The sequence below is a fragment of the Runella limosa DSM 17973 genome, assembly GCF_000482465.1.
Taxonomy (GTDB): domain Bacteria; phylum Bacteroidota; class Bacteroidia; order Cytophagales; family Spirosomataceae; genus Runella; species Runella limosa.
The window spans coordinates 272,410-293,487 of the sequence record NZ_KI519420.1; the positions used below are offsets into that span (position 1 = coordinate 272,410).

Here is a 21,078-nt window from a genome sequence, read left to right on the forward strand (position 1 = left end):
AGGAATAGACGGAGAGCCAGAGAAGATATCTTCTCTGGCTCTTTTGTTTATACCCACCCCTTAAAAACTTTTTGAGCGTAAGCAAGGTCTTGTTGATGGGCTTGAATGGCGTTGAGCGTGTTGGGAGATTGGGCTTCTAAACATTGTTCCAAGACGAGTAAAGGCTTGACGTTCATGGTTTTCAATTCACGGACAAGTCGTGGGTAATCAATGTCGCCTTCGCCGAACGTTTCCCCCCAAATTTGCCCCACCGACTGCCGTATGTGAAGTTCCACTACGCGTTTTCCGTACATTTTTACAATATCGAATAGCGCAACTTGGGAGTTGCCAGCCCCGCGGTATATCCAATGTGCGTCCAAGCACAGGCTGACATTTTCTGGATGCGTATTTTGTAGCATGTGATGAAACTCCCGCGCGCCTGCCTTAAACTCCGCGTCGTGGGTATGATAGGCGAGGGTAATGCCTTGTTTTTTTAACTCAGAACCTAGCAAGTCTAGGTTTTTGGCTTGTTTGATTAGCTGCGCGTCACTTTTGATTTCGGCCCCTCCCCAACGGATGGGGTTGGGGCTAGTGACCAAAATCGACAAACCCAACGGCTTGGCTTCTTTGGCAATGGCAATAGCCGTTTCGATGGTTTTTTGGCTTTCGGCGTCTTCGTGTAAAATACTCCCAATGTAAGCCGAGGGAAGAGCCAATTGGTATTTTTTTAAAAGAGGTGCCAGCGTTTTGACGTCGTTGGTGGAATAAAAACTGGGTTCAAAGGCTTTTAAACCTGACTTGACGTATTCGGAAAGTGAAGTGTCGAGGTTTTCGCCCCAACTGCGTTTTTCGCGTTCATAAAAGGTGAACCACGAATATTGATTACACGAAATTAAGGATGCAGCTGAGGTTTTGGCCCAAGAAGATTTGGAAGCTACAACAGCGCTGGTAGCAGCAAGCGTTTGGATGAATCGACGACGAGAGGTAGCCATAAGTGTGTCATTTTCAGTAAAAAGGCACAAACCGCCCTAAAAATACTTTTCAGCATTTTAGGAATGAACGACACAAAAAAGCCCTTCTAGGTGAATTTCCTAAAAGGGCGAAAGGAAGCGCTAATGGTTAGTTGCCTACAATCAATTTTTCGAAAATTCGTCTCCCGTCAAACGTTTTAATTCCAGTTGATTAATGAACCATTGAAACTGATAGGTAAGTTCTGCCAAACGAGCTTCTTCAATGGAAGTTTGGGCATTGTCTAACTCTACGGCTGTAATCGTGCCATTTTGTAAACGATTTTGAGCCAATGCAAGGGCGCGCTCGGCTTGAGTGACCTGAATTCTCACGTTTTCGAGGCGCTGTTCGTTGCTTTTTAGGTCAGTAAGTACCATTTCAACGTCTTTTTGAAGGGTCGCATTCACGGCTTCAAGGTTATATTTCGTCGCTTCCAAATTCACTAAAGCCGCTTTGCGCTGGATGTCATAGCGCTTCCCTACGTACAAGGGTACCGTGACGCTCAAGCCAGCTGCAATATTGAACCGCAGCTGATTAACGTTAGGCATGTAACCGTTTTTTTCGCCTGCACTTCCTGTGAGCATCAACGTTGGTAAGTGGGCTTTGGCCGCAATCGCCACTTCTGTTTCTGCACTTTGAATGCGGTCTTTCGCTAATTGAACGTCTTTATTGTTGGCATTAAATAGCTGCGTCAATGCTTCTTTGGTCGGAAGATGCAGGTCAAGTGTTAATGCTAAGTCGGCAGAAGCAATTTCGCTGACTGGTAAGCCCGTAAGGTAGCTCAACGTGATTTTCTGCTTGTCAATCTGATTTTGGAAATCAACTTTACGGTTTTGAGCGAGTTTCAACTTTACTTGTTGAGAAACGATGTCAAACTCTAACGCATCGCCATTTTGCACCCGTTGACTGATTTGTTTCAGTACGCTTTCGCTGGTTTGGATGACGTCTTGCTGCACCTGCTTACTTTTTTCCAAAAAGGCGATGGTGTAATACAACTGGGCAATTTGATAGGCCAAGTTGTGACGGTTTAACTCTAGCGTATGGCGAGCGCTCAACACATTTTCTTGGGCTTGGCGAATGGTCAAATCAGTTTTCCCAAAGTCATACAAACCATACCCTGCACTGACGCCCACGTTGACGTTGTGGTTGGGCATAAACTGAATCTCACGCGTGCCTTCAGGTAGGGGTAAGGTCGCTTTCATTGTAGGGGCCACGTAACTGTAAGAAGCATTGGCATTGACGTAAGGCAAAAGGGCTGTTTTTGCGACATCAACCCGCAGTTCACCCGCTTTGATGAGTTGCTCGGCCTCCTTGAGTTTGGGAAAATGCTGAAAAGACTGCTGAACCAAGGTGGTCAAAGAGGTGGGAGTTTGTGCGATGCTTGCGTTCTTTAACGCTAGTACAAGTACGCCCACTACGAAGGTTTTAAAATAAGTTTTCATTGGATGTATCGTCAATTAGTGAGAAGCATCAGCCGCAGCTTTGGCGGTTTGAGGCGTCATTTTTTTCTTTTCTAGGAGAAATAATAAAGGAAATGTGACAATAAAAAACATCGTAGCTACCTGAAACACATCCAAATAAGAGAGCATCAAGGCTTGTTTTTGGACGGCCAAATTGAGGTTGCCGTACGAAAGTTGAAGCGCATCTAGCGGATTGATACCCCGAGCCACGAGTGATTGTGACATCGTGGTAAGGCGTTCTTGGGTAAGCATATCGCCAGGCTGTAGGTGCGCCGAAAGGTTCATGGCATTGAGCGGAAGGCGTTGGGCAATATAGGTATTGACAAGTGCCACCCCGACAGCGCCCCCAATCTGCCGAATCATGTTGGTGATGGCGATCCCCATTGGCATTTCTTGGGGCGTCAAGGTCGAAATCGATTGGTTGATGAGCGGAACGTTAGAAAGGGCAAGCCCTACGCCACGAATCATCAAGGCCCCCATCAAAATCGCAGGGGATGCGTTGAGGTCGATGATAGACATTTGGTAACAAAAAAGTGCAAATGCAAGGTAACCCACCGTTGCAATGGAGCGTGGCGGAACTCCTTTGGAAATTAATCGTCCCACAATTGGGAAAATAAAAAGCGTAATTCCTGCGCCAGGGATAAGCAAAAGCCCCGTTTGGGTGGCAGTATAGCCAATAATCCGTTGTACAAACAAAGGGTACATAAATACCGACGTAAAAAGTCCGATACCAATCACAAAGACAAGAATAGAGCCCAGCAAAAGGTTGCGGTTTTTCAGCACCCGCAGGTTTACTACAGGATTGGTGATTTTTAATTCCCACCAAATAAAGGTCGCCAGGGAAACCACCAAAGCAAGGGTACAAATGACAATCGCTGGGTCTTCAAACCAGTCGTTGGCTTCGCCGCGTTCGAGTACGTACTGCAAACATCCGATGCCAATAGAAAGCAAAACAATTCCCAAATAATCAATCTTTATTTTGCTACGGTCGATGTGATGCTCTTCGGGTTTTTTGTCGATGTAGATATAGCTTAATAAGAAGGCAACAATCCCAATCGGAACGTTGATAAAAAACATCCAACTCCAGTGGTAGTTGTCGATAATAAACCCGCCGAGGGTAGGCCCAAAGGTAGGCCCAAGCACAATACCCATCCCAAATACTGCCGAAGCAATGGCGCGTTGGTGAATCGGAAATGAATCATACAGTAACCCTTGCGACACCGAGAGCAATGCTCCTCCGCCTACCCCTTGCAAAAACCGAGCTAAGACCAACAAAGGCAACGTATCAGCAATCCCACACAAGTAGGAGGCGAACGTAAAGAGGGCAATGGAGGCTACAAAGTAGTTTTTACGTCCAAAGTAGTTCTGCAAAAAACCTGTTAGCGGAATAATAATAACGTTGGCGATGGCATACGACGTAATGACCCACGAAATATCTTCAATGGTCACGCCTAAGTTGCCCGCCATCTGATAAATACCTACGTTGACAATCGAGGTGTCTATCAGTTCCATAACGGCCGCTGTGATGACCGTGATGACAACAATCCATCTTTTCATAGTGTGTGTTTTCTAACCTAAACCCTCAAGACTACTTAACCTTTACGGCTACTTCGACGCTCAAACCCGCGCGAAGAAGTTCTTTGAATTGTTCAGGGTGTTGAATCTCAATTTTCACGGGAACGCGTTGCGTAAGTTTTACGAAGTTACCCGAAGCGTTGTCGGGAGGAAGAAGTGAGAATTTTGCGCCTGTAGCGTCAGAAATAGTTTGGATTTTACCACTGATTTTTAACGTTGGATACGCATCAATTTTGAGCTCAACGGCTTGGCCTACGCGCATTTTTTCGAGTTGGGTTTCTTTAAAATTGGCCGTTACCCAGTACGTTGACTCGTTGACAATCGTAAATAAGTTTTGCCCAGGCTGCACATACTGCCCCTTGGCAACGTTGATTTTGCCCGTTTTACCCGATACAGGTGCGTCGATGTGGGTATATGACAAACGTAATTTGGCTTGGTCGAGCACGGTTTGCTTTACTTTGACCACCGACTCCATTTTTCTGATGGCAGCCAAAGCAGCCCCTTCTGCTACTTTCGACTGATTTACTTGGGCTAAAGCGGCATCATACTGGCGAGCTTGCACTTCTAAGTTTGCCTGACTATCGTCTAGTATTTTTTTGGTAGTAGAGCCACCTTCGTACAAGTTTTTGTCGCGCGTCACGTCGGCAGTGGCTTTCGTTTTGCGGCTAGCTTGCACATCGGCGTTGGCTTTGGCTACTTTAGAAGCCTCTTGGGCATTGCGAAGCGTTGCTTTGGCGGTTTCGATGTCGGCTACTGCTTGTTGTAAGTCGGCATCGGCTTGGGCTACGGCCATTTGGTATTCTTGCGGATCAATCTCAATGAGGCGGTCGTTGGCACGTACACTTTTGTAGTCTTCCACGTTCGATTCGAGTACATATCCTGCCACGCGAGCAAGCACAGGAGAGTTTTTAGTCTCTATTTGGGCGTTGTCAGTGGTTTCGTAGGTTTGATTGTAACGATACGATTGAAAACCGTAAAAACTTCCTACGCCCAGCACTGCAATGACGATACCAAGGGGAAGCAATTTTTTGAAGGGACTTTTGGGTGAAGTGTTATCCATGGCGTTTAGTTTTTTATCGAAAGTGAACAATAAGTTGTTTGGCCAAAAAGTTAATATAAGTAAACTTGGTTGACTATATTTGTGACAGCAAAGGTAAACCAAGTTGACTAATAAAGTCAAATAAGTTGACTAAAAATTGGATTAAAATTTGAGTGCTATTTTTTAATAACCTGTATTCCAATAGATTTGTAACATGGAAAAAGTACTTGCTTCGGGACGAACATATAGCTTTGAGAAGTTTGAATCAATGCGTCAGCGCTCCATTGGGCGGCTTCTGTGGCGGCTTAAACGTCACGTTCATCTTCACATCGCCCCACTTTTAGAGAAACGTGGCTACACAGATATTAAGATGAGCTCGATTTCGTTGTTGGTCAACATCGAAGAAGAGGGAGTAACGAGTAGTGAGTTGGCCAAAAAACTAGAGGTGACCAAGCAGGCGATGAGTAAGGCCGTCAAAGAGTTAGAAGAAACGGGTTACGTTTACAGCTGCCCAAGCGAGAAAGATGCCCGAGCGAGCATCATTTTTTTGGGTGATCGTGGCAAAGAGTTTTTGCTAGATTTAAACGAAGAAATGCAAGGAATGCAGGTGCGTTTTGAAAAAGCAGTAAGTGCCAAAAAGTATCATCAAATGGTAGATACCATGTGCGATTTGCTGGCAGTGCTTGATGCCGAGGAATAGTTACATCAATCGCCGTACAATCAAACTTTGAACCAACTCAAAAAAAGGTTGAGGCTGTAACGTGCGCCAGTTTTCGAGGTGGAGAGTACCCCCAAAATTGAGGTAGTAGTCGAGGCGGTAGCGTTTCCATTCGCGCTCGGTATGGTCGCGAGAACCCACCACGGCAATCCAGCCGTCTTCAATTTCATCAAACCACTCGGCGTAGTATTCGTCATCAGAACCGTGAAAGTTGAGAATATTTTCGGCGATGAGGATGTATTTGTTGATTCCTTGGGATAATAAATGGTCGATGACATTGCGTTTGAAGTGCATGATGTCGTTGTGGAGGGTGTCGTTCCATTCCCCAAACAACTCAATGACGGCAAACTTCTTCTTGTAGTCAGCGAATAAAATCTTGACATAGAGCGTCTCGGAGTCTATTTCGTCCCACAAAGGGTGAATGTAATACCCGTAAATATCGTGTTCGTACTGATTTAAGTTATAGTCGCGACCATAAAAAGGAGATTTTCGGTCGTTGGCCGCCACATAATGTTTTTCCCAATTATAAAAAGGTTCTATCTCGTGCATAGCGCTTTCGTCTCTTCGTCCGTGACAAATATACAAAGGCAATGGCTCAATAAGGGAGAGGTGGAAGGATTTTCTTGCTAACTTGCATCCTCAATTCGACCCATTGTTATGGCTACTTCAACGGTACAATACGATTACCAACCTGAGCATTTGAACATTTCGGAACCGAGTAAATACACCGCCGACCAGCTAAAGTCGGAAGAAATGGTGATTAACTTAGGCCCGCAGCACCCTTCAACCCACGGGGTATTGCGGCTGGAAGTGGTGTCGGATGGTGAAATTATCGTGGATGTAGTGCCTCACTTGGGCTATTTACACCGCTGTTTTGAGAAACACGCCGAGTCGCTGCCTTTCAACCAAATCATTCCGTACGTGGATCGGATGGACTACGTGGCGGCCATCAACTCCGAACATGCCTACGTGATGGGTGTCGAACGAATGTTGGGGATTGAGAAAGATATTCCAAAGCGTATTGAATACATTCGGGTGTTGGTCGCAGAGCTAAACCGCTTGGCTTCGCACTTCGTAGCCATCGGAACGTACGCCATGGACATTGGAGCTTACACGCCTTTTTTGTGGCTGATGCGCGATCGTGAGCATATTTTACGGATGTTGGAGTGGCTTTCAGGTGCTCGAATGCTCTATAATTATGTGTGGATAGGAGGTCTATTTTACGATGTGCCAGTGGGTTTTGAGGAGCGTTGTCAAGAATTTGTAAGCTACCTCAAACCTAAATTGAAGGAACTCCAGCAGTTGGTCATTGATAATAAAATTTTTGTGGAGCGTACGGCCAATGTAGGCGTTTTGCCGCTCCCCGTGGCCATCAATTATGGCTGCTCAGGGCCAGTATTGCGCGGTTCGGGCTTGCGTTGGGATTTGCGTAAAGTGGATGGTTATTCGGTCTATCCTGAGTTGGAATTTAACGTACCCATTGGTGAAGGACTTGTGGGTACTGTTGGCGATTGTTGGGATAGAAACTACGTTCGGGTGCAGGAGTGTTGGGAATCTCTTAGTCTTATCGAACAGTGTGTAGAAAAACTGTTGGGAGAGCACCGCCGCACGCCTGACTTTGACCCGCAGGCTGTAGTACCGAAGAAAATTCGCCCTCAGGCGATGGATTTTTATATAAGAGCCGAAAATCCCAAGGGAGAACTGGGCTTTTTCTTCCGTACTGATGGGAAGTCGGATATTCCTGTGCGATGCAAAGCACGAGCGTGTTCGTTCAACAACTTATCGGTCATTGCCGAAATCTCACGCGGTGCTATGCTCGCTGATTTGGTGGCTATTATCGGTTCTATCGACGTCGTAATGGGCGAAGTGGATCGCTAGGAATTTCTATTCGTCGGTAAACATGTACCCGACGCCTTTGAGGGTTTTGATGTAATTTTCACCGACTTTTTCGCGGACTTTACGAATGTGTACATCGACGGTTCGTTCGAGTACATAAATGTCGGCTCCCCAAATTTTTTGAAGTAACTCTTCGCGGTTGAATACCTTGTTGGGGTGATTGGCTAAAAAGAACAACAATTCAAACTCTTTCTTGGGCAAAACAACCGCTTTATCGCCCTTCGTAACCGTATAGTTTTTACGGTTGATGTGCAAGCCCGCAATCTCAATTTGGGACTCGGGCTCAGATTTTTGGGCTTCTCTTCTAAAAAGCGCATTGATACGGCTCATCAGCGCACGCGGCTTGATGGGCTTGGTCAGGTAGTCGTCGGCCCCAATCTCGAAAGCGGCTACTTCCGAATATTCTTCCGAGCGGGCGGTCAAAAATAAGATGTAGGTATTTCTAAAATCGGGGATTGCTCGCAGTTGGCGGGCTGTTTCGATGCCGTCCATTTGAGGCATCATAATATCGAGAACGACCAGTTCAGGGATGAACGAGCGAGCCGTTTCAATGGCCATTTTTCCGTTGGCAGCGGTGGCTACTTCGTAACCTTCTTTTTCTAAATTGTATTCAAGTAGCTCAACAATATCTGGGTCGTCATCGACGACTAAAACTTTGTGTGCGATTTGAGCCGATTTGGCAGCGCTCATAGCATGGATTTTTATTACGGCGACGAAATTACGAGTCGTGTAAACAATTTTAACACGCTAAAGGTATTCTTAACACAAATTTAACAGTAGAAACCACATTTACAAATCCTGACTGAGACGCACAATGAGCTTTTGTAAGCCGCGTTCGATGGTGTCGTATTCCACTTTTGTTTTGGCAATAAGAATAAACGCAATGTAGCTTGGTGGGCGCTGCTCAGGAGAAGAAAAGAAAAGATGTTTATTCTTTCGATACGCCTCTCTACAACGACGGCGTAGGAGGTTTCGATCAACCGCTTTTTTGAAATTGCGCTTTGAAATCGAAAACAAGACTTGAGGAGGTTGATTCGAGGGGACATCCGAATCAACTAGATAAAATACCTTAAATGGAAAAAGGTAGGACGTTTTTGCTTCCGTACTACCTTTTTCGAACAAGCGCCCTATGGTTTTTTGGCTACAGAGGCGCTCTGCTTTTGGGAAAGTTTGCTTCATTTTAGCATCGAGCATCAAGCTAAAGCATTGACCTTAAAAAGACAAGCCTAAACTTCAAACTCTAAACCAATGAATTATTGCTTGTGACGCTTTTCGTCAGAAACTGTCAATTTCCAACGGCCTTTTTTGCGACGAGCTGCTAATACTTTGCGGCCATTAGCAGAAGACATACGCTCACGGAATCCGTGCTTGTTACGTCTTTTGCGGTTTGAAGGTTGATATGTACGTTTCATTTCTTATGCCTTTTATTACCTGTAAATCCTTGATTTCAAAACGAGTCCGCAAAGGTACGGAAACTTTCAAAAGTTTACAAACTAATTTTGAAGAAAAAACCGACCTTTGTTGCTGATCACTTGTATTCAACGACTTTATGCCCCTCTTTCAGCGTCATCAAACCCCCAAATTACCCCTTCACACATTGCCTGCCAAACAGCCAATAGGGTGGATGCTGCTAGTTTTGTTGAGTGGTGGGATTGGTTATTGGTGGATTGGCTATGAAATAGACCGTACACAGTCAAAAACGTTGATTTTGGTGTATGGAAGCCTATTTTTGGTGTATGGACTTGTCGCAACTCGCTCGTGGGATGCGGCGCAAACGCGTTGGTGGATGGGAATTGCCGTGCTTTTACGGCTTGTTTTTCTGTTTTCAACGCCTGTTTTATCCGATGATTTTTTTCGTTTTGTGTGGGACGGACGCCTGTTGGTGGCGGGTGTTAATCCCTACCTCTATCTTCCTTCCAACTTGCTTCATTCACCCATTTTTTTATCAGCAAATCTAAATACAACTTTGTACGAAGGGCTTAATTCCCCTAATTACTTTACAGTTTACCCCTCTCTTAACCAGTTGTTTTTTGGCATAGCAGCCTGGATTGGAGGGGATAATGTCCAACTTTCGGTGGTTGTGATGCGCGTTATCATTCTCATGGCTGAGGTGGGGAATTGCTGGTTGTTATCATCACCCCAAAATCTTGGCATTCAACCATCGGCGAAGCGGAAAATCAACGGTTTGGCCTATGCCTTGAACCCGCTGGTGATTGTAGAACTGACTGGCAACTTACATTTCGAAGCCGTGACGTTGTTTTTTGTGTTGCTGGCTTTGCGTTGGCTCAATCGCCCTTGGTTCAAGGATTCTTATTTGACAGCATCCGCCATGGCGTTGGGGCTGGGGGCATCGGTAAAGCTGCTGCCGCTGATTTTTCTACCGTTGCTGGTACGGCGGATAGGTTGGCAAAAAGGAATAATCTACGGTGGAGTAGTGGGGGCAACAATGGTTGGTTTATTTCTGCCTTTTTTGAGTAAAAGCCTTTTTACCAACGTCGGAGCAAGCCTTGATTTATATTTTCAAAAGTTCGAATTCAATGCCAGTGTGTATTACCTCTTACGGGAAGTGGGCTATTGGATAACGGGCTATAACCTTATTCAATCGTTGGGGCCTATTTTGTCCTTGATCACTTTAGGAACGGTGAGTTGGTTAGCATTTCAAAAACGCAGCCTCGCCGAAAAAATGCTCCTTTCGCTGACCGTATATTTCTTTTTAGCCACGACCGTACACCCGTGGTACATCACGACCCTTGTGGCGTTGGGGGCAGTTACAAGACATTGGTATCCTGTGATTTGGTCGCTGATGTTGCCTTTGACGTACGTGGCCTATGCTTCGTCTCCCTACCATGAAAACCTCCGAGTGGTAGGGTTAGAATACATTCTTGTTTTCGGACTTTTTGCGTACGAAGTATTGCTAAAAGGGATTGATTGGGAAACTAACTAACCCCCTTTGCCAACTTGGCCTTTTACCTCTTGACTCAGTTCCTTTTTATTTTTTCTTGCAAGAACTTTAACTGCATTTGGGTGGAATCGCTGCGGGAAGTGTAGGTCAGCCAAGCTGAAGATGCGCGTTCGTCTTTGGGCAAAAACACCAAACCGCGTATAGATTCGTTGGGTGGAAGGGTAGTTTTTCGCAGGGACATTTCTTGCCAATTGGCGCGTTCGTGTTGTAGTTGTTCCGTGCGGATTCGTTGGAGATTGACGTCAGCAATTTGTTTCTGAATGATAAAATTATAGGCTTGAGCGTGGGCATATTGCGAGTTGGCGCGTTGCGTCCACGATTTATCGCGTCGGTTAGACGAGTTGATGTCGCTGGCAACAGTTGCCACCAACAAAACGCCATTCAGAATAGAAGCTGCGGCAAGACGGCGTTTTTCGCGTTGGATGTCCAACGTTGCTTGTTGAATTTTTTCTTCGGGATTGAGGGCGCGGTAGAAAGCCGTGTAGGAGGCGTTGATAGCACTGCGCAGGGTGTCGTTTTTAGTGTCGAAAGGAATGTAATGAAAATCATTGGGATCAACCAAGAGCGAAGCCTGCGTGCGATTTTTGACTTCGACGTCCAAAACAACGTTGTGGGCATCTTCAAACTCGTATGAGGCGACCAAAACAACGCCGTTTTGTTCGGCGCGCGTCACTTCTCTTCCGTCTATCCAAGCGATGTCGCCCGAAGCGGGTTTCCATTGATAAAAATACGTGCTGCAACCCGACATGAGCGAAGCGGTAACTAAAAACAAAACGAGTCGTAGGTGTTTCATGGCAAAAGCGAATTTTCTGTGCTGTACAACAAAAATACGCACAGAAAACTCGCTTTCAAATAATTTTTTGACGAACGGTTATAGTACCATAAAGGGCCGCAAAAGTTCGTAAATTTTATGAAGCGGCAAGCCCATGATGGTATAAAATGAACCCTCGATGCGGGGAATCCCTATCATGCCAATCCATTCTTGTACGCCATAAGCTCCCGCCTTGTCGAACGGGCGGTAGTGGGTGATGTAGTACTCAATTTCGGTCTCAGTGAGCGGTTTAAAAGTAACTTCTGCCACATCGCTGATGGTTTGGTAGCCTTCGGCACTAAGCAGACACACGCCCGTAATTACCTGATGCGAACGACCCGAGAGTTTTTCAAGCATGGCGCGTGCTTCTAGGGCATCGGCAGGTTTGTTTAAGATTTGATTATCAACGACTACCACCGTATCGGCACAGAGGACCAGTTTGCCGCCCAAGTCATGCGCAAACTGTTCGGCTTTGTGTTGGGCCAAATACCCAGCCACTTCCGAAGCGGGCATATCTGCGGGAAAAAGCTCGTCCGTAGGGCGTACTTCTACCGTAAATTCAAACCCCAGCTCACGAAGCAGTTGCTGGCGACGTGGGGAGTTGGAGGCAAGAACGAGAGAACGGGATAAAGGAATCATAGATAATATCTTAGTGACTATTTGGTGACAAAAATGTAATTTTAAGCATTGGATTCAATCGAATATAAAGAAAGTTTTGCCCTTGAAAATTTTTGACGCCGTTTCGTTCCAAAAAATTATAACCTTGGGAGGGTCAACGAACCCTTGGCGAGTAATGGTATGTGATGAAAAGGGCGTTTTGAGAGAGTTTGTGGTGAAGCTATTTACAGAGCGACAAATGGAGCAACAGCATCCGATTGCAAAAGAGATGTTTGGCAACGTATTGGCACGCGAATTTGATTTACCTGTATCAGAAGTGGGCTTGGTTCATTTTTCAAATAAGTTTATTGAATTGTTGCCTAGTGAGGCAAAAAAGCAGCTTGATGGGAAAGATTCTGGCCTTAAATTTGGCTGTGAATGGAAGGCTATGAGTATTGTTGACCCAAGTAATTTAAAGTCAATCCTTAAGGACTATGATTTGGCCACCGTGTTTGCTTTTGATAATTTTGTTTTCAATTTAGACCGAGGTGGTTATCGAAAAAAGCCTAATTTGCTTATTGATGATGAGGACTTCTTATTGATTGACCATGAACAGATATTCCCTTTTGCGGATGATGTGGATAACGATAATTCAAAAATAATCCAAGATTTTCAAGAGGGTATTTGGCACTATCCGGCGGATAAACATTTGTTTCACCCCCATCTGTACAAAATGCGAAAGAATGCCAAAAGCGAGATTTTTGACACTTTTTGGAGTTATTTACAAAGTCTAAATGTTGTAGCGTTAAGAGAGATGGCCTATTTTTTGGCTTCCCAAAATATATCAATCGGTAATTTTGCACTCGTAGAGCAATATGTTCAGAAAATAAAAGCGAATCCAGATAAATTCTGTAACTTGTTGACTCAGAAAATTATATGAACTCAGTTTATCAATATAGCCCCTTACAGTATCATTTCAATTCCGCTTTGGGCGAAGTATTGAATGTGGGATTGTTAGTAATTTTCCCTGAGCAGCAAAAAGTCGAATTCGTTTATCCTGAACGCCTTGCACGTCTTAAGGCTGCTTATCCGAATAGTATTCCTGAAAAAACCTTAAAAGCGTTCTTTAACGGAATTTTACAAAAAGTAGCTTTACTGAATAGACAGCCTGAAATTTTTAATGATTATCAAAATCGCCCTCTTGATTTTATTGATAATGAATTATTGATCAGAGATGAATCAGCATTGCAGTTTGGGGAAGTAAGAACAGGTGTTCTTTATACAGATGACTTGGCAAATATAGTTCAACAACTTCGTCACCTGTATTTGTCAATTTACGATTTAGACGAGGCAGAATTTAAGAAACGTAACGAAGATTATTTAATAAAAGAATACCGCAATCGTTTGAAAGGCCGCAATGAAACTATTTTTGAAGGGAAAAAAATAGAGGAAAATGTAAAGATAGGAGATTACAGTTTCCCTTTTGCTTGGCAGAATGGGACATATAATGTAGTTAACCCTGTTAGTTTTGATTTGCGTCGGCCCGAATCAATCATACGTAAAGCTACACTCAATTTTGGTAAGGTAACTTTATTGCAAGACTTCGCCCTCGAAAAGCATGCACGCTTTGATATGTTGCTGGCGAAGCCCAAGAAAAAAACACTCTTCAAATCCTATGATGAAGCCATTGATATTCTGAGTCGGCCAAGCTTTGTTAAAATCTGGGAAGAAGAACGAATTGACGAGTATGCCAATAAAACCTTAGAAGCGTTTGTTTTTTAGACTCCTTCGTTCTTCTAATCCCAATAGTAAATTCTTAAATCTTCTCTTTGTGCATAAGCGTTGCCACGCCTTTGGTGGTGATTTTGCCCGTCGTAACGTCAAAAACTTCGCCCAATATTTCACCCGTGTGCTTTTCGGGGTTAAGGCTTTGTACGGTAAACTTCACTTTGTAGTCGGTATCGACAAACATAGGGCGTAAAAACTGAAACGTTTGTCCTACGTAAATCGAACCGTAACCAGGAAAGCGAGTACCAATGATTTTGGTGAAAACACTAGCGCCGAGCATCCCGTGGATAATGGGGCGTTTGAAAGGCGTTGTAGCCGCGTAATCGGGGTCTAAGTGCAAAGGGTTGTCGTCGCCCGTAAGCTGTGCAAACGCAATTACTTCTTCTTGCGAAAATCGGAATTCGTACTCGTACGTATCGCCAATAGATAATTTCATTTTTTATAACAATTAGGTTAAATATCAATTTTAGTGTCGAGTGTCGAATGCAAAGTGTCGAATAGTCGGCATTTTATTCGACATTCTGCACTCTGCCCTCGACATTATAGACTAGAGGTTTTTCCGCCATCTACGGGCAGGTTGATGCCGCTGATGGCAGCGGCGGCGGGGCTGCACAAAAAGGCCACGGCGGCGGCTACTTCTTCGGCTTCGGCAAAACGACCAATGGGAATTTCGGTTTCGAGTTGAGTGGCAATTTCTTCGACCGTTTTACCCGTTGCTTGGGCACGCATCTTGTTCACCGATTCCAACCGACCTGTTTTAGTATAGCCAGGCAAAACGTTGTTGACCGTAATGCCAAATTTACCTATTTCGAGCGAAAGCGTTTTTGCCCAACTTGCCACCGCCCAACGAATGGTATTTGAAACTCCCAAGCCAACGATAGGCTGCTTCACGGAAGTGGAAATGATGTTGATAATTCGGCCAAAACCTGCTTTTTTCATGGCAGGAACAACGGCCTGCGCCAAAAGTTGGTTGTTGACGAGGTGCATTTCAAAAGTAGCTAAAAATTGCTCGGGGGCAGCGTCGATGATAGGGCCGCCCGATGGCCCACCTGTATTGTTGACCAAAATATGAACTTCAGGAAATTCGGCTAAATAAGCGTCGATGGCGTTTTTTACCGAAGTGGTACTGGCAAAATCGGCAACAAGGTAGCGATGGGTTTGGCCTTTGCTTGTGTCAAGCGCGGAGAGCGTTTCTTGTAATGAGGCTTCGTTGCGTGCCATGAGCGTGACATTTGCCCCCAAAAGGGCAAGTTCGACGGCCGAAGCACGTCCAATTCCTTGGGTACTTCCGCAGACAATGGCGGTTTTGTGGGTTAAGTCAAGATTCATTTGATTCTAAAAATAGTTAGCACGTTAGGGAGATTTTAAAACCGTTTTTAACGGATTTACGTTTGTACTGTAAACCATCGAAAATTATGCGCAGTTTCGCTTTTGTTCTGTTTTTTGTCGTGGGGCTATTTGGTAGTTGCACCGCTACGCCAACCTCAACGGCCGCTCCCGTAGATCACTCCGCGTGGGACAAACTTCTCAAAAAACACGTAAATGACAAAGGATTTGTCAATTACAGTGCTTTTAAAAAGGACTACGATGAGTTAAAAAAGTACTTGGATATGCTCAGTGCCAGTGCTCCTAACAATAAATGGACGAAAGAAGAGCAGTTGGCGTACTGGATAAATGCGTACAATGCCTTTACGGTTCAGCTTATCCTTGACCATTACCCAGGAATTTCTACCATTAAAGACATTGGGTCAAAGATTAAAATTCCGTTTGTGAGCGATGCTTGGACGGTCAATTTTATCGTCATTGGCGGAAAAAAAATGAACCTGAACGACATTGAACACGGCATCATTCGCAAAAAATTTGACGAACCTCGTATTCATTTTGCCTTGGTGTGTGCGGCTAAGTCGTGTCCGCCCCTTCGAAATGAAGCGTTTACGGCTGACCAGCTCGATAAGCAACTGGATGAACAAGGTCGCGATTTTATGAACGATAAGTCTAAAAATAACATCCGCAAAGACAAGGCGGAGTTGTCGAAGATTTTGACGTGGTACGGCGGTGATTTTACCAAAAAAATGCCGATGGTGGAGTGGGTGAATAAATATTCGACGGTGAAAATTGATAGTAAGACTCCTATTTCTTACCTCGACTACGATTGGGATTTGAATGGAAAGTGAGAAATAGTCCATAGTTGATGGTCGATAGTCCATGGTTTTAAATGCACTATGAATCATAAAACCATCAACCATGGACTATCATCTATGGACTATCGACTCCTAAGCCTTCACCGCTTTAGGTTTCAAGTCGGTAAGGTCTGAAATTTTGACGGGTTGACCCGTTTGAATGCTTTTTCGAGCACCGATTCCGACCAAAATAGCCATGGCACCGTCGCGGCTACCTGCTGATTGGCGGTAGGTGTCGGGCGCATTCGGGTTGCGGAAAATTTTATCGCGTAGGCGCGCATCTCCACCACCGTGCCCTTCTGCTTGCGGAATTTTGATGTATTCCACATCGCCAAAGTTTTTCGACAACATCAATTCGTCGTACGGCTCTATCGTCATTTTGCCTGATTCCTTAATCCAAGCCTCCAAACGGCCTTTTGTTCCGTTGAACGCGATTCGATAGCCTTCGTAGGGCGAATACGTCGTCAATGAATAACTAACATTCACTCCGTTGGCGTAGTGAATCGTGGCCGCCATTTTATCAAAAATATTAATGTCTTCCTTGAAAACACAGCCGTCGCGTAAGTAGCCATCGTGTTTTTCATTATCAACGTACAGAGAAACGAGACGTTTATCTTTTGTTACATCCCAATAAAATTTACAGTCGTTTTTGTGGGCACAACTGCGGCAATTGTTGCCTCTAAGTGCTCCATTTTTACCGTAATGCTCCAGTGAACCTTGGGCAAAAACACTCTCAGGTTCTGATTCCAACCACCAGTTGAGCAAGTCGAAATGGTGACTGGCTTTGTGTACCCATAACGAACCACTATTTTCTTTGAGGCGGTGCCAACGGCGGAAGTAGTCTGCCCCGTGACGAACGTCCAAGTACCAGTGAAAATCAACTGAGGTGACAGTCCCGATGGCTCCTTCGCGGAGGAGTTCGTATATTTTTTGGCGGTGCGGCGAATAACGGTAGTTGAAGGTAACCGTTACTTTTTTGCCCGTCCGCTTTTCGGCATCCAAAATAGCCTGACACTTAGCTTCGTCGGTGGTCATGGGCTTTTCGGTGACAATGTCTGCCCCCAATTCCATTCCTCTCACAATAAACTTATCGTGCGTGGCATCGACCGTTGTCACGATGAGAATATCAGGCTTAGTTTCGGCCATCATTTTCTCAAAGTCAGTATAAAGCGGGCAAGTGACGTTGAGCATTTTTCGGGCTGTTTCGGCGCGGCCAGGGTTGATGTCGCATAGACCCACAAATTCGATGACGTCGCCAAATTCTTTTACCACAGGTATGCCCCACATACTCGTCCCACGGTGGCCCGTTCCGACCATCGCTACTTTGCGTTTGGCGCTGGGGGTTGCATTGGCAAATAAAGTCGAAGAAGCGAGCATTCCTGCCGTAGCCAACGAAGACTTCTGAATAAATTCGCGGCGATTAAACGTTTCTTGAGGAGTGTTCATGTAAATAGGGTTTAAAAATCAAGATTAATCCATGTGAAAAACACATTCGATAGACGTACTCACAGGTGAGTTGTCAGGATTGGTATCCATAATGTCGGCCATGTACGCCCACCATTTTTTGACGATAGGGTGGTTGGGCAAATCATCGGCAGTGTTGTTCTCGGTGCGTTTTTGAACCGCAAACAAAATACCTGTGGCACGGTCTAAATAAATCGAATAATCATACACCCCCGCTTCGGTAAGCACTGCGGAGAGTTCGGGCCAGATTTCGTCGTGGCGTTTTTTATATTCGGCCTCAAAACCAGGCTTTAGTTTCATTAAGAAAGCAACTTTTTCCATCTATGTCTTGGGTAAGGAATAAAAGATAACAAACCAAAAAGAATCTTCAGGCGTAACCCTCCTGTACTGTTATGTATAGAAAATAATAAAAGCCTACAACTTGTCTAATGCTTGAGTCAGGTCATCAATAAGAAAATCAGCTTCTTCCAAGCCAATGTAAAACCGTATTAGGCGATGCTCTTGTTGATTTGGGTCAAACTCTTCTGGACGCAAGCCCGCGCACTTGGGCAATACCAACGATTCGTGACCACCCCAGCTTACGGCCAATAAAAAGTGGTTGAGGTCAAAGGTAAAGCGCTCTATTTGGGCGTGAGAGTTGGCTTTTATGGCCACCGTAAGCAAACCGCTGGCTCCCATCATTTGTTTTTTAGCAAGTTCGTATTGCGGGAAATCAGGATCAAGGGGGAAATAGACTTTTTCGATTTTGGGGTGATTTTTTAAGAAAGAAACCACTTTTTGGGTACTTTCTGCGCTTTGTTTGAGGCGAATCGGTAAGGTACGCAAGCCCCGCAACAACAACCACGCATTGAAAGGCGACACAAAAGCACCTGTATTGTGGGCCTCACGGTCAAAAATCTGCTTAATCATGGCCTTACTCCCCGTGAGTACTCCCGCAACGGTATCAGAGTGCCCCCCGATGTATTTCGTAGCCGATTGCAAACAAAGGTCGATGCCAAAGCGATGCGGTTTTTGAAAAATAGGAGTGCAATAGCTGTTGTCGATAATCGTAACAATGCCACGCGACTTGGCCAAACGAGCTATGGCTTCGAGGTCTTGCAGCTCAAACGTCAGGCTATTGGGCGATTCGAGGTAGATGACTTTGGTCGTAGGTTGGAGAGCCGCTTCAAAGTTGGCAATATCGGTACCGTCCACGTAAGTGGTGCTTACATTATAGCGAGTGAGTACGTTATCGAAAAGCTTCCACGCCCAGGTGTAGGGCTTGTGAACACTAATGATGTGGTCGCCCGCTTGGACGTTGGACATGACGGCGCAAAAAATGGCCGAAGCGCCACTGTTGAGCACAAGGGCGTCTTCCGCTTCGTCGAGGGCGGCCAATTTTTTACGGAGAATATCCACCGTAGGGTTCATGCCCCGTGTGTAGAGGTAGTCCGACATTTCGTCTTCAAAGGCGCGGCGTAACGAGGCAAAGTCGTTGAAGGCAAAATTGCTGGTTTGGACAATCGGTGGGCTGACGGCGTTGAAGTACTGTTCGCGGTCTTCGGCGAGTTCGTTAATGATTTGGGAGTAGTGCATGAGAATAAAAAAGGAACAAAACTCCGCGAAGATAACCGAATCTACTAATTTGCTGCCTTCTATTTTTATTCATTTTATGACAACACCACGTTCGTTAAAAGCCCTCATTGATTCCCTCAAAACTAATAGCCGCAAAGTAGGGCTGCTATGCAACCAAACGGCCTTTTTGTTTGAAGAAAAAATGTATTTGATGGATTGGTTGGCCAAAGAAAAAGTTCTAAAGACCATTTTTGTGCCAGAACACGGTCTTTTTTCTGAGCTTCAAGATCAAGAAGCGTTAGAAAATGCCGAAATTTATCATTTTTGGGAAGGTGTCAACTGCGTTTCTTTGTACGGTCACGACGAACAGAGCCTGAAAGTGTCGCCTGAGCAAGTAGAAGAATTAGATGGTATTCTGATTGATATTCAGGACGTTGGGTGTCGGTATTTTACGTATTTAACCACCATTGCGTATTTGTTTGAAACAATTTCCCGTTGTCAACGTCCACCGTGTGTGTGGGTGATAGACCATCCCAATCCCGCAGGTCGTCAAGTGGAAGGCTCACCCATTTCGGCTACTTATGCGTCTTTTATTGGGCACGAGGGGCTGCTACACCGCCACGGCCTGACGCTGGGAGAAATCGCAATGTGGCTAAAAGAGTTTTATAAAGGAACGTTTGACTTACAAGTACTTATGGCATCGACTCCCGACTATTTTATGCAAATCTATCCTTCTCCCAATTTCCCTTCGTTACAAACCGCCGAGCTTTACAGCGGCCAATGTCTGTTTGAAGCCACGATTTTGAGCGAAGGGCGCGGGACAACCCGTCCTTTTGAAATAGTGGGAGCACCTTTTTTGCGTTGGGAAACCCTGCACCGCATCAAACACGACGTTGAACACCTAAGCAAAGAATATGATTGGTTCAATTACGTGTTGCGACCACTCCAGTTTATCCCCACTTTCCATAAATATGCCAATGAACTTTGCGGAGGTTTTCAAATACATTTATCTACGCACGTAAAAAACCATTCATTGCTGAGTTCATTGCTACTGCTACGCGTCTTTAATGAACACATCCTAAATTTTTGGCGAACAGGCTCTTACGAAAAAGGAAATCCACGTACAGCATTAGAGATTTTGGTAGGGGACAAATTGTTGCTTGATTTTGTGCGGGGTAAACAGCCGCTTTTAGAAGCAATTACTTATTTGAAAGAGTCTGAAAATCAATGGATTAATTCTGTTGGGTATTTATCAAAAGAACCTCTTTTTTCCTTGCTCTAGTGCTTACAGGTGGACCGTTAAATAACTTCGTGTAATAAATACGCAAAATATTTTGCAGGTTTGAAATGGAATATTTTACTTTGTGTTGTTAATACGCAAAGTAAATGCCAGACGAACTATCAATTTATCCTCGCCCTTCGGTCACTATTGACTGTGTTGTATTTGGTTATGATGGAGAGCAGCTGTCGATTTTGCTCCTCAATCGCCGAGATGAACCATTTGCCAATCAATGGACGCTGCCAGGTGGTTTTTTACACTTGGAAGAAACGTTTGAAGAGGCAGCACAACGGATTTTGAAGGACAAAACGGGGATTGAAAACCTTTTTTTAGAGCAATTGTACACCTTTGGAGGGCTTTCGCGTGACCCTAGAGGTCGGGTGCTTTCGGTGGCCTATTACGCTTTGGTCAACCCAGCAAAATATCAATTGATGGTTGGACAAATGGCGAATGAGTTAAGGTGGTTTAATTGGAAGCAGCTCCCTTCGTTGGGGTTTGATCACGCGCAAATTGCTCAACTTGCCCAAGTGCGTTTAGCTGCCAAAATTCATTACCAACCCATTGGTTTTGAGTTGTTGAATGCTCAGTTTACGATGAGTGAATTGCAGGCATTGCACGAATGTATTTTGGGTGAAACACTTGACCGCCGCAATTTTCACAAGCGCATGATGGCTTCGGGTTTACTACGAAGTACGGGCGAGCGCCGAGAAGGGTTGAAAAGTCGTCCTGCTGAACTGTTTGAGTTTATTCCTTGAAAATTAAATAGAT

General features: G+C 44.9%; 23 protein-coding genes. 8 read left to right on the forward strand and 15 right to left on the reverse strand.

From position 1 onward, the window contains the following. Positions 1-47: 47 nt before the first annotated feature. The 4 genes from K339_RS0111105 to K339_RS0111120 all read right to left on the reverse strand — a co-directional run bounded on the left by K339_RS0111105 (position 48) and on the right by K339_RS0111120 (position 5,082). Complete coding sequence (locus K339_RS0111105; protein WP_028523635.1) at positions 48-971, reverse strand: sugar phosphate isomerase/epimerase family protein; 924 nt, start codon at positions 969-971, stop codon at positions 48-50. 141 nt (positions 972-1,112) lie between these two features. Continuing rightward, entirely contained in the window at positions 1,113-2,429 is a 1,317-nt protein-coding gene (locus K339_RS33415) for a TolC family protein (RefSeq protein ID WP_037300161.1), read from the reverse strand. A gap of 15 nt (positions 2,430-2,444) precedes the next feature. Then, a complete protein-coding gene (locus K339_RS0111115) occupies positions 2,445-4,004 on the reverse strand; it encodes a DHA2 family efflux MFS transporter permease subunit (protein WP_028523636.1) in 1,560 nt (519 codons plus the stop codon). A 31-nt stretch (positions 4,005-4,035) separates the two neighbouring features. Beyond that, positions 4,036-5,082 carry an HlyD family secretion protein gene (locus K339_RS0111120; RefSeq protein ID WP_028523637.1) on the reverse strand — a complete coding sequence of 349 codons (1,047 nt, stop codon included), beginning with the start codon at positions 5,080-5,082 and terminating at the stop codon, positions 4,036-4,038. Positions 5,083-5,275: 193 nt separating this feature from the next. Here K339_RS0111120 and K339_RS0111125 point away from each other — a divergent pair, with 193 nt between their 5' ends. Further along, positions 5,276-5,761, forward strand: a complete 486-nt coding sequence (locus K339_RS0111125; RefSeq protein WP_028523638.1) for a MarR family winged helix-turn-helix transcriptional regulator — start codon at positions 5,276-5,278, stop codon at positions 5,759-5,761. Here K339_RS0111125 and K339_RS0111130 read toward each other — a convergent pair whose 3' ends face one another. After that, positions 5,762-6,328: a hypothetical protein gene (locus K339_RS0111130; protein ID WP_028523639.1), complete on the reverse strand. Its 567-nt coding sequence runs from the start codon at positions 6,326-6,328 to the stop codon at positions 5,762-5,764. Positions 6,329-6,436: 108 nt separating this feature from the next. Here K339_RS0111130 and K339_RS0111135 point away from each other — a divergent pair, with 108 nt between their 5' ends. Beyond that, positions 6,437-7,657: an NADH-quinone oxidoreductase subunit D gene (locus tag K339_RS0111135; protein ID WP_028523640.1), complete on the forward strand. Its 1,221-nt coding sequence runs from the start codon at positions 6,437-6,439 to the stop codon at positions 7,655-7,657. A gap of 6 nt (positions 7,658-7,663) precedes the next feature. Here K339_RS0111135 and K339_RS0111140 read toward each other — a convergent pair whose 3' ends face one another. The 3 genes from K339_RS0111140 to rpmH all read right to left on the reverse strand — a co-directional run bounded on the left by K339_RS0111140 (position 7,664) and on the right by rpmH (position 9,087). Further along, positions 7,664-8,365, reverse strand: a complete 702-nt coding sequence (locus K339_RS0111140) for a response regulator transcription factor (protein ID WP_028523641.1) — start codon at positions 8,363-8,365, stop codon at positions 7,664-7,666. A gap of 99 nt (positions 8,366-8,464) precedes the next feature. Continuing rightward, a complete protein-coding gene (locus tag K339_RS0111145; protein WP_028523642.1) occupies positions 8,465-8,854 on the reverse strand; it encodes a ribonuclease P protein component in 390 nt (129 codons plus the stop codon). Between the two features lie 74 nt (positions 8,855-8,928). Next, on the reverse strand, positions 8,929-9,087 hold the full coding sequence (rpmH, locus tag K339_RS0111150; RefSeq protein WP_028523643.1) for a 50S ribosomal protein L34: 159 nt from the start codon (positions 9,085-9,087) through the stop codon (positions 8,929-8,931). 137 nt (positions 9,088-9,224) lie between these two features. Here rpmH and K339_RS33420 point away from each other — a divergent pair, with 137 nt between their 5' ends. After that, positions 9,225-10,619: an MptA/MptB family glycosyltransferase gene (locus K339_RS33420; protein ID WP_051397951.1), complete on the forward strand. Its 1,395-nt coding sequence runs from the start codon at positions 9,225-9,227 to the stop codon at positions 10,617-10,619. Positions 10,620-10,653: 34 nt separating this feature from the next. Here the strand turns inward: K339_RS33420 and K339_RS0111165 are convergent, their stop codons facing one another. Both K339_RS0111165 and K339_RS0111170 read right to left on the reverse strand, forming a co-directional pair. Beyond that, on the reverse strand, positions 10,654-11,430 hold the full coding sequence (locus K339_RS0111165) for a hypothetical protein (protein WP_028523644.1): 777 nt from the start codon (positions 11,428-11,430) through the stop codon (positions 10,654-10,656). A 78-nt stretch (positions 11,431-11,508) separates the two neighbouring features. Next, positions 11,509-12,087, reverse strand: a complete 579-nt coding sequence (locus K339_RS0111170) for a Maf family protein (protein WP_028523645.1) — start codon at positions 12,085-12,087, stop codon at positions 11,509-11,511. Positions 12,088-12,169: 82 nt separating this feature from the next. On the opposite strand from K339_RS0111170, the gene K339_RS0111175 reads away from it, so the two are divergent. After that, complete coding sequence (locus K339_RS0111175; protein WP_028523646.1) at positions 12,170-12,985, forward strand: HipA family kinase; 816 nt, start codon at positions 12,170-12,172, stop codon at positions 12,983-12,985. Next, positions 12,982-13,827: a DUF3037 domain-containing protein gene (locus tag K339_RS0111180; RefSeq protein WP_028523647.1), complete on the forward strand. Its 846-nt coding sequence runs from the start codon at positions 12,982-12,984 to the stop codon at positions 13,825-13,827. The genes K339_RS0111175 and K339_RS0111180 overlap by 4 nt, the downstream gene beginning before the upstream one ends. A 34-nt stretch (positions 13,828-13,861) precedes the next feature. Here the strand turns inward: K339_RS0111180 and K339_RS0111185 are convergent, their stop codons facing one another. Next, positions 13,862-14,269 carry a MaoC family dehydratase gene (locus K339_RS0111185; protein WP_028523648.1) on the reverse strand — a complete coding sequence of 136 codons (408 nt, stop codon included), beginning with the start codon at positions 14,267-14,269 and terminating at the stop codon, positions 13,862-13,864. Between the two features lie 104 nt (positions 14,270-14,373). Next, entirely contained in the window at positions 14,374-15,162 is a 789-nt protein-coding gene (locus K339_RS0111190; RefSeq protein WP_028523649.1) for an SDR family oxidoreductase, read from the reverse strand. Between the two features lie 86 nt (positions 15,163-15,248). On the opposite strand from K339_RS0111190, the gene K339_RS0111195 reads away from it, so the two are divergent. Next, positions 15,249-16,007: a DUF547 domain-containing protein gene (locus K339_RS0111195; RefSeq protein ID WP_028523650.1), complete on the forward strand. Its 759-nt coding sequence runs from the start codon at positions 15,249-15,251 to the stop codon at positions 16,005-16,007. 99 nt (positions 16,008-16,106) lie between these two features. On the opposite strand, the gene K339_RS0111200 is transcribed toward K339_RS0111195, so the two are convergent. The 3 genes from K339_RS0111200 to K339_RS0111210 form a co-directional block, all read right to left on the reverse strand. After that, positions 16,107-17,459, reverse strand: a complete 1,353-nt coding sequence (locus tag K339_RS0111200) for a Gfo/Idh/MocA family protein (RefSeq protein ID WP_028523651.1) — start codon at positions 17,457-17,459, stop codon at positions 16,107-16,109. A gap of 24 nt (positions 17,460-17,483) precedes the next feature. Beyond that, positions 17,484-17,798 carry an L-rhamnose mutarotase gene (rhaM, locus tag K339_RS0111205; RefSeq protein WP_028523652.1) on the reverse strand — a complete coding sequence of 105 codons (315 nt, stop codon included), beginning with the start codon at positions 17,796-17,798 and terminating at the stop codon, positions 17,484-17,486. A 93-nt stretch (positions 17,799-17,891) separates the two neighbouring features. Then, the gene (locus K339_RS0111210) at positions 17,892-19,052 is read right to left on the reverse strand and encodes a trans-sulfuration enzyme family protein (protein ID WP_028523653.1); all 1,161 of its coding nucleotides are present in this window, start codon (positions 19,050-19,052) and stop codon (positions 17,892-17,894) included. A gap of 76 nt (positions 19,053-19,128) precedes the next feature. On the opposite strand from K339_RS0111210, the gene K339_RS33425 reads away from it, so the two are divergent. Next, complete coding sequence (locus K339_RS33425; RefSeq protein WP_051397952.1) at positions 19,129-20,313, forward strand: exo-beta-N-acetylmuramidase NamZ domain-containing protein; 1,185 nt, start codon at positions 19,129-19,131, stop codon at positions 20,311-20,313. Positions 20,314-20,417: 104 nt separating this feature from the next. Further along, the gene (locus K339_RS33430; RefSeq protein ID WP_051397953.1) at positions 20,418-21,065 is read left to right on the forward strand and encodes an NUDIX hydrolase; all 648 of its coding nucleotides are present in this window, start codon (positions 20,418-20,420) and stop codon (positions 21,063-21,065) included. Positions 21,066-21,078 lie beyond the last annotated feature (13 nt).

Bases quoted from the DNA above. Each gene is read 5' to 3' on its own strand.
- K339_RS0111185 (WP_028523648.1), bottom strand. From the start codon at position 14,269: ATGAAATTATCTATTGGCGATACGTACGAGTACGAATTCCGATTTTCG.
- K339_RS0111195 (WP_028523650.1), top strand. From the start codon at position 15,249: ATGCGCAGTTTCGCTTTTGTTCTGTTTTTTGTCGTGGGGCTATTTGGT.
- K339_RS0111105 (WP_028523635.1), bottom strand. From the start codon at position 971: ATGGCTACCTCTCGTCGTCGATTCATCCAAACGCTTGCTGCTACCAGC.
- K339_RS33425 (WP_051397952.1), top strand. From the start codon at position 19,129: ATGACAACACCACGTTCGTTAAAAGCCCTCATTGATTCCCTCAAAACT.
- K339_RS0111200 (WP_028523651.1), bottom strand. From the start codon at position 17,459: ATGAACACTCCTCAAGAAACGTTTAATCGCCGCGAATTTATTCAGAAG.
- K339_RS0111140 (WP_028523641.1), bottom strand. From the start codon at position 8,365: ATGAGCGCTGCCAAATCGGCTCAAATCGCACACAAAGTTTTAGTCGTC.
- K339_RS33415 (WP_037300161.1), bottom strand. From the start codon at position 2,429: ATGAAAACTTATTTTAAAACCTTCGTAGTGGGCGTACTTGTACTAGCG.
- K339_RS0111125 (WP_028523638.1), top strand. From the start codon at position 5,276: ATGGAAAAAGTACTTGCTTCGGGACGAACATATAGCTTTGAGAAGTTT.
- K339_RS33420 (WP_051397951.1), top strand. From the start codon at position 9,225: ATGCCCCTCTTTCAGCGTCATCAAACCCCCAAATTACCCCTTCACACA.
- K339_RS0111135 (WP_028523640.1), top strand. From the start codon at position 6,437: ATGGCTACTTCAACGGTACAATACGATTACCAACCTGAGCATTTGAAC.
- K339_RS0111170 (WP_028523645.1), bottom strand. From the start codon at position 12,087: ATGATTCCTTTATCCCGTTCTCTCGTTCTTGCCTCCAACTCCCCACGT.
- K339_RS0111180 (WP_028523647.1), top strand. From the start codon at position 12,982: ATGAACTCAGTTTATCAATATAGCCCCTTACAGTATCATTTCAATTCC.
- K339_RS0111190 (WP_028523649.1), bottom strand. From the start codon at position 15,162: ATGAATCTTGACTTAACCCACAAAACCGCCATTGTCTGCGGAAGTACC.
- K339_RS0111165 (WP_028523644.1), bottom strand. From the start codon at position 11,430: ATGAAACACCTACGACTCGTTTTGTTTTTAGTTACCGCTTCGCTCATG.
- K339_RS0111120 (WP_028523637.1), bottom strand. From the start codon at position 5,082: ATGGATAACACTTCACCCAAAAGTCCCTTCAAAAAATTGCTTCCCCTT.
- K339_RS0111115 (WP_028523636.1), bottom strand. From the start codon at position 4,004: ATGAAAAGATGGATTGTTGTCATCACGGTCATCACAGCGGCCGTTATG.
- rpmH (WP_028523643.1), bottom strand. From the start codon at position 9,087: ATGAAACGTACATATCAACCTTCAAACCGCAAAAGACGTAACAAGCAC.
- K339_RS33430 (WP_051397953.1), top strand. From the start codon at position 20,418: ATGCCAGACGAACTATCAATTTATCCTCGCCCTTCGGTCACTATTGAC.
- K339_RS0111145 (WP_028523642.1), bottom strand. From the start codon at position 8,854: ATGAAGCAAACTTTCCCAAAAGCAGAGCGCCTCTGTAGCCAAAAAACC.
- rhaM (WP_028523652.1), bottom strand. From the start codon at position 17,798: ATGGAAAAAGTTGCTTTCTTAATGAAACTAAAGCCTGGTTTTGAGGCC.
- K339_RS0111130 (WP_028523639.1), bottom strand. From the start codon at position 6,328: ATGCACGAGATAGAACCTTTTTATAATTGGGAAAAACATTATGTGGCG.
- K339_RS0111210 (WP_028523653.1), bottom strand. From the start codon at position 19,052: ATGCACTACTCCCAAATCATTAACGAACTCGCCGAAGACCGCGAACAG.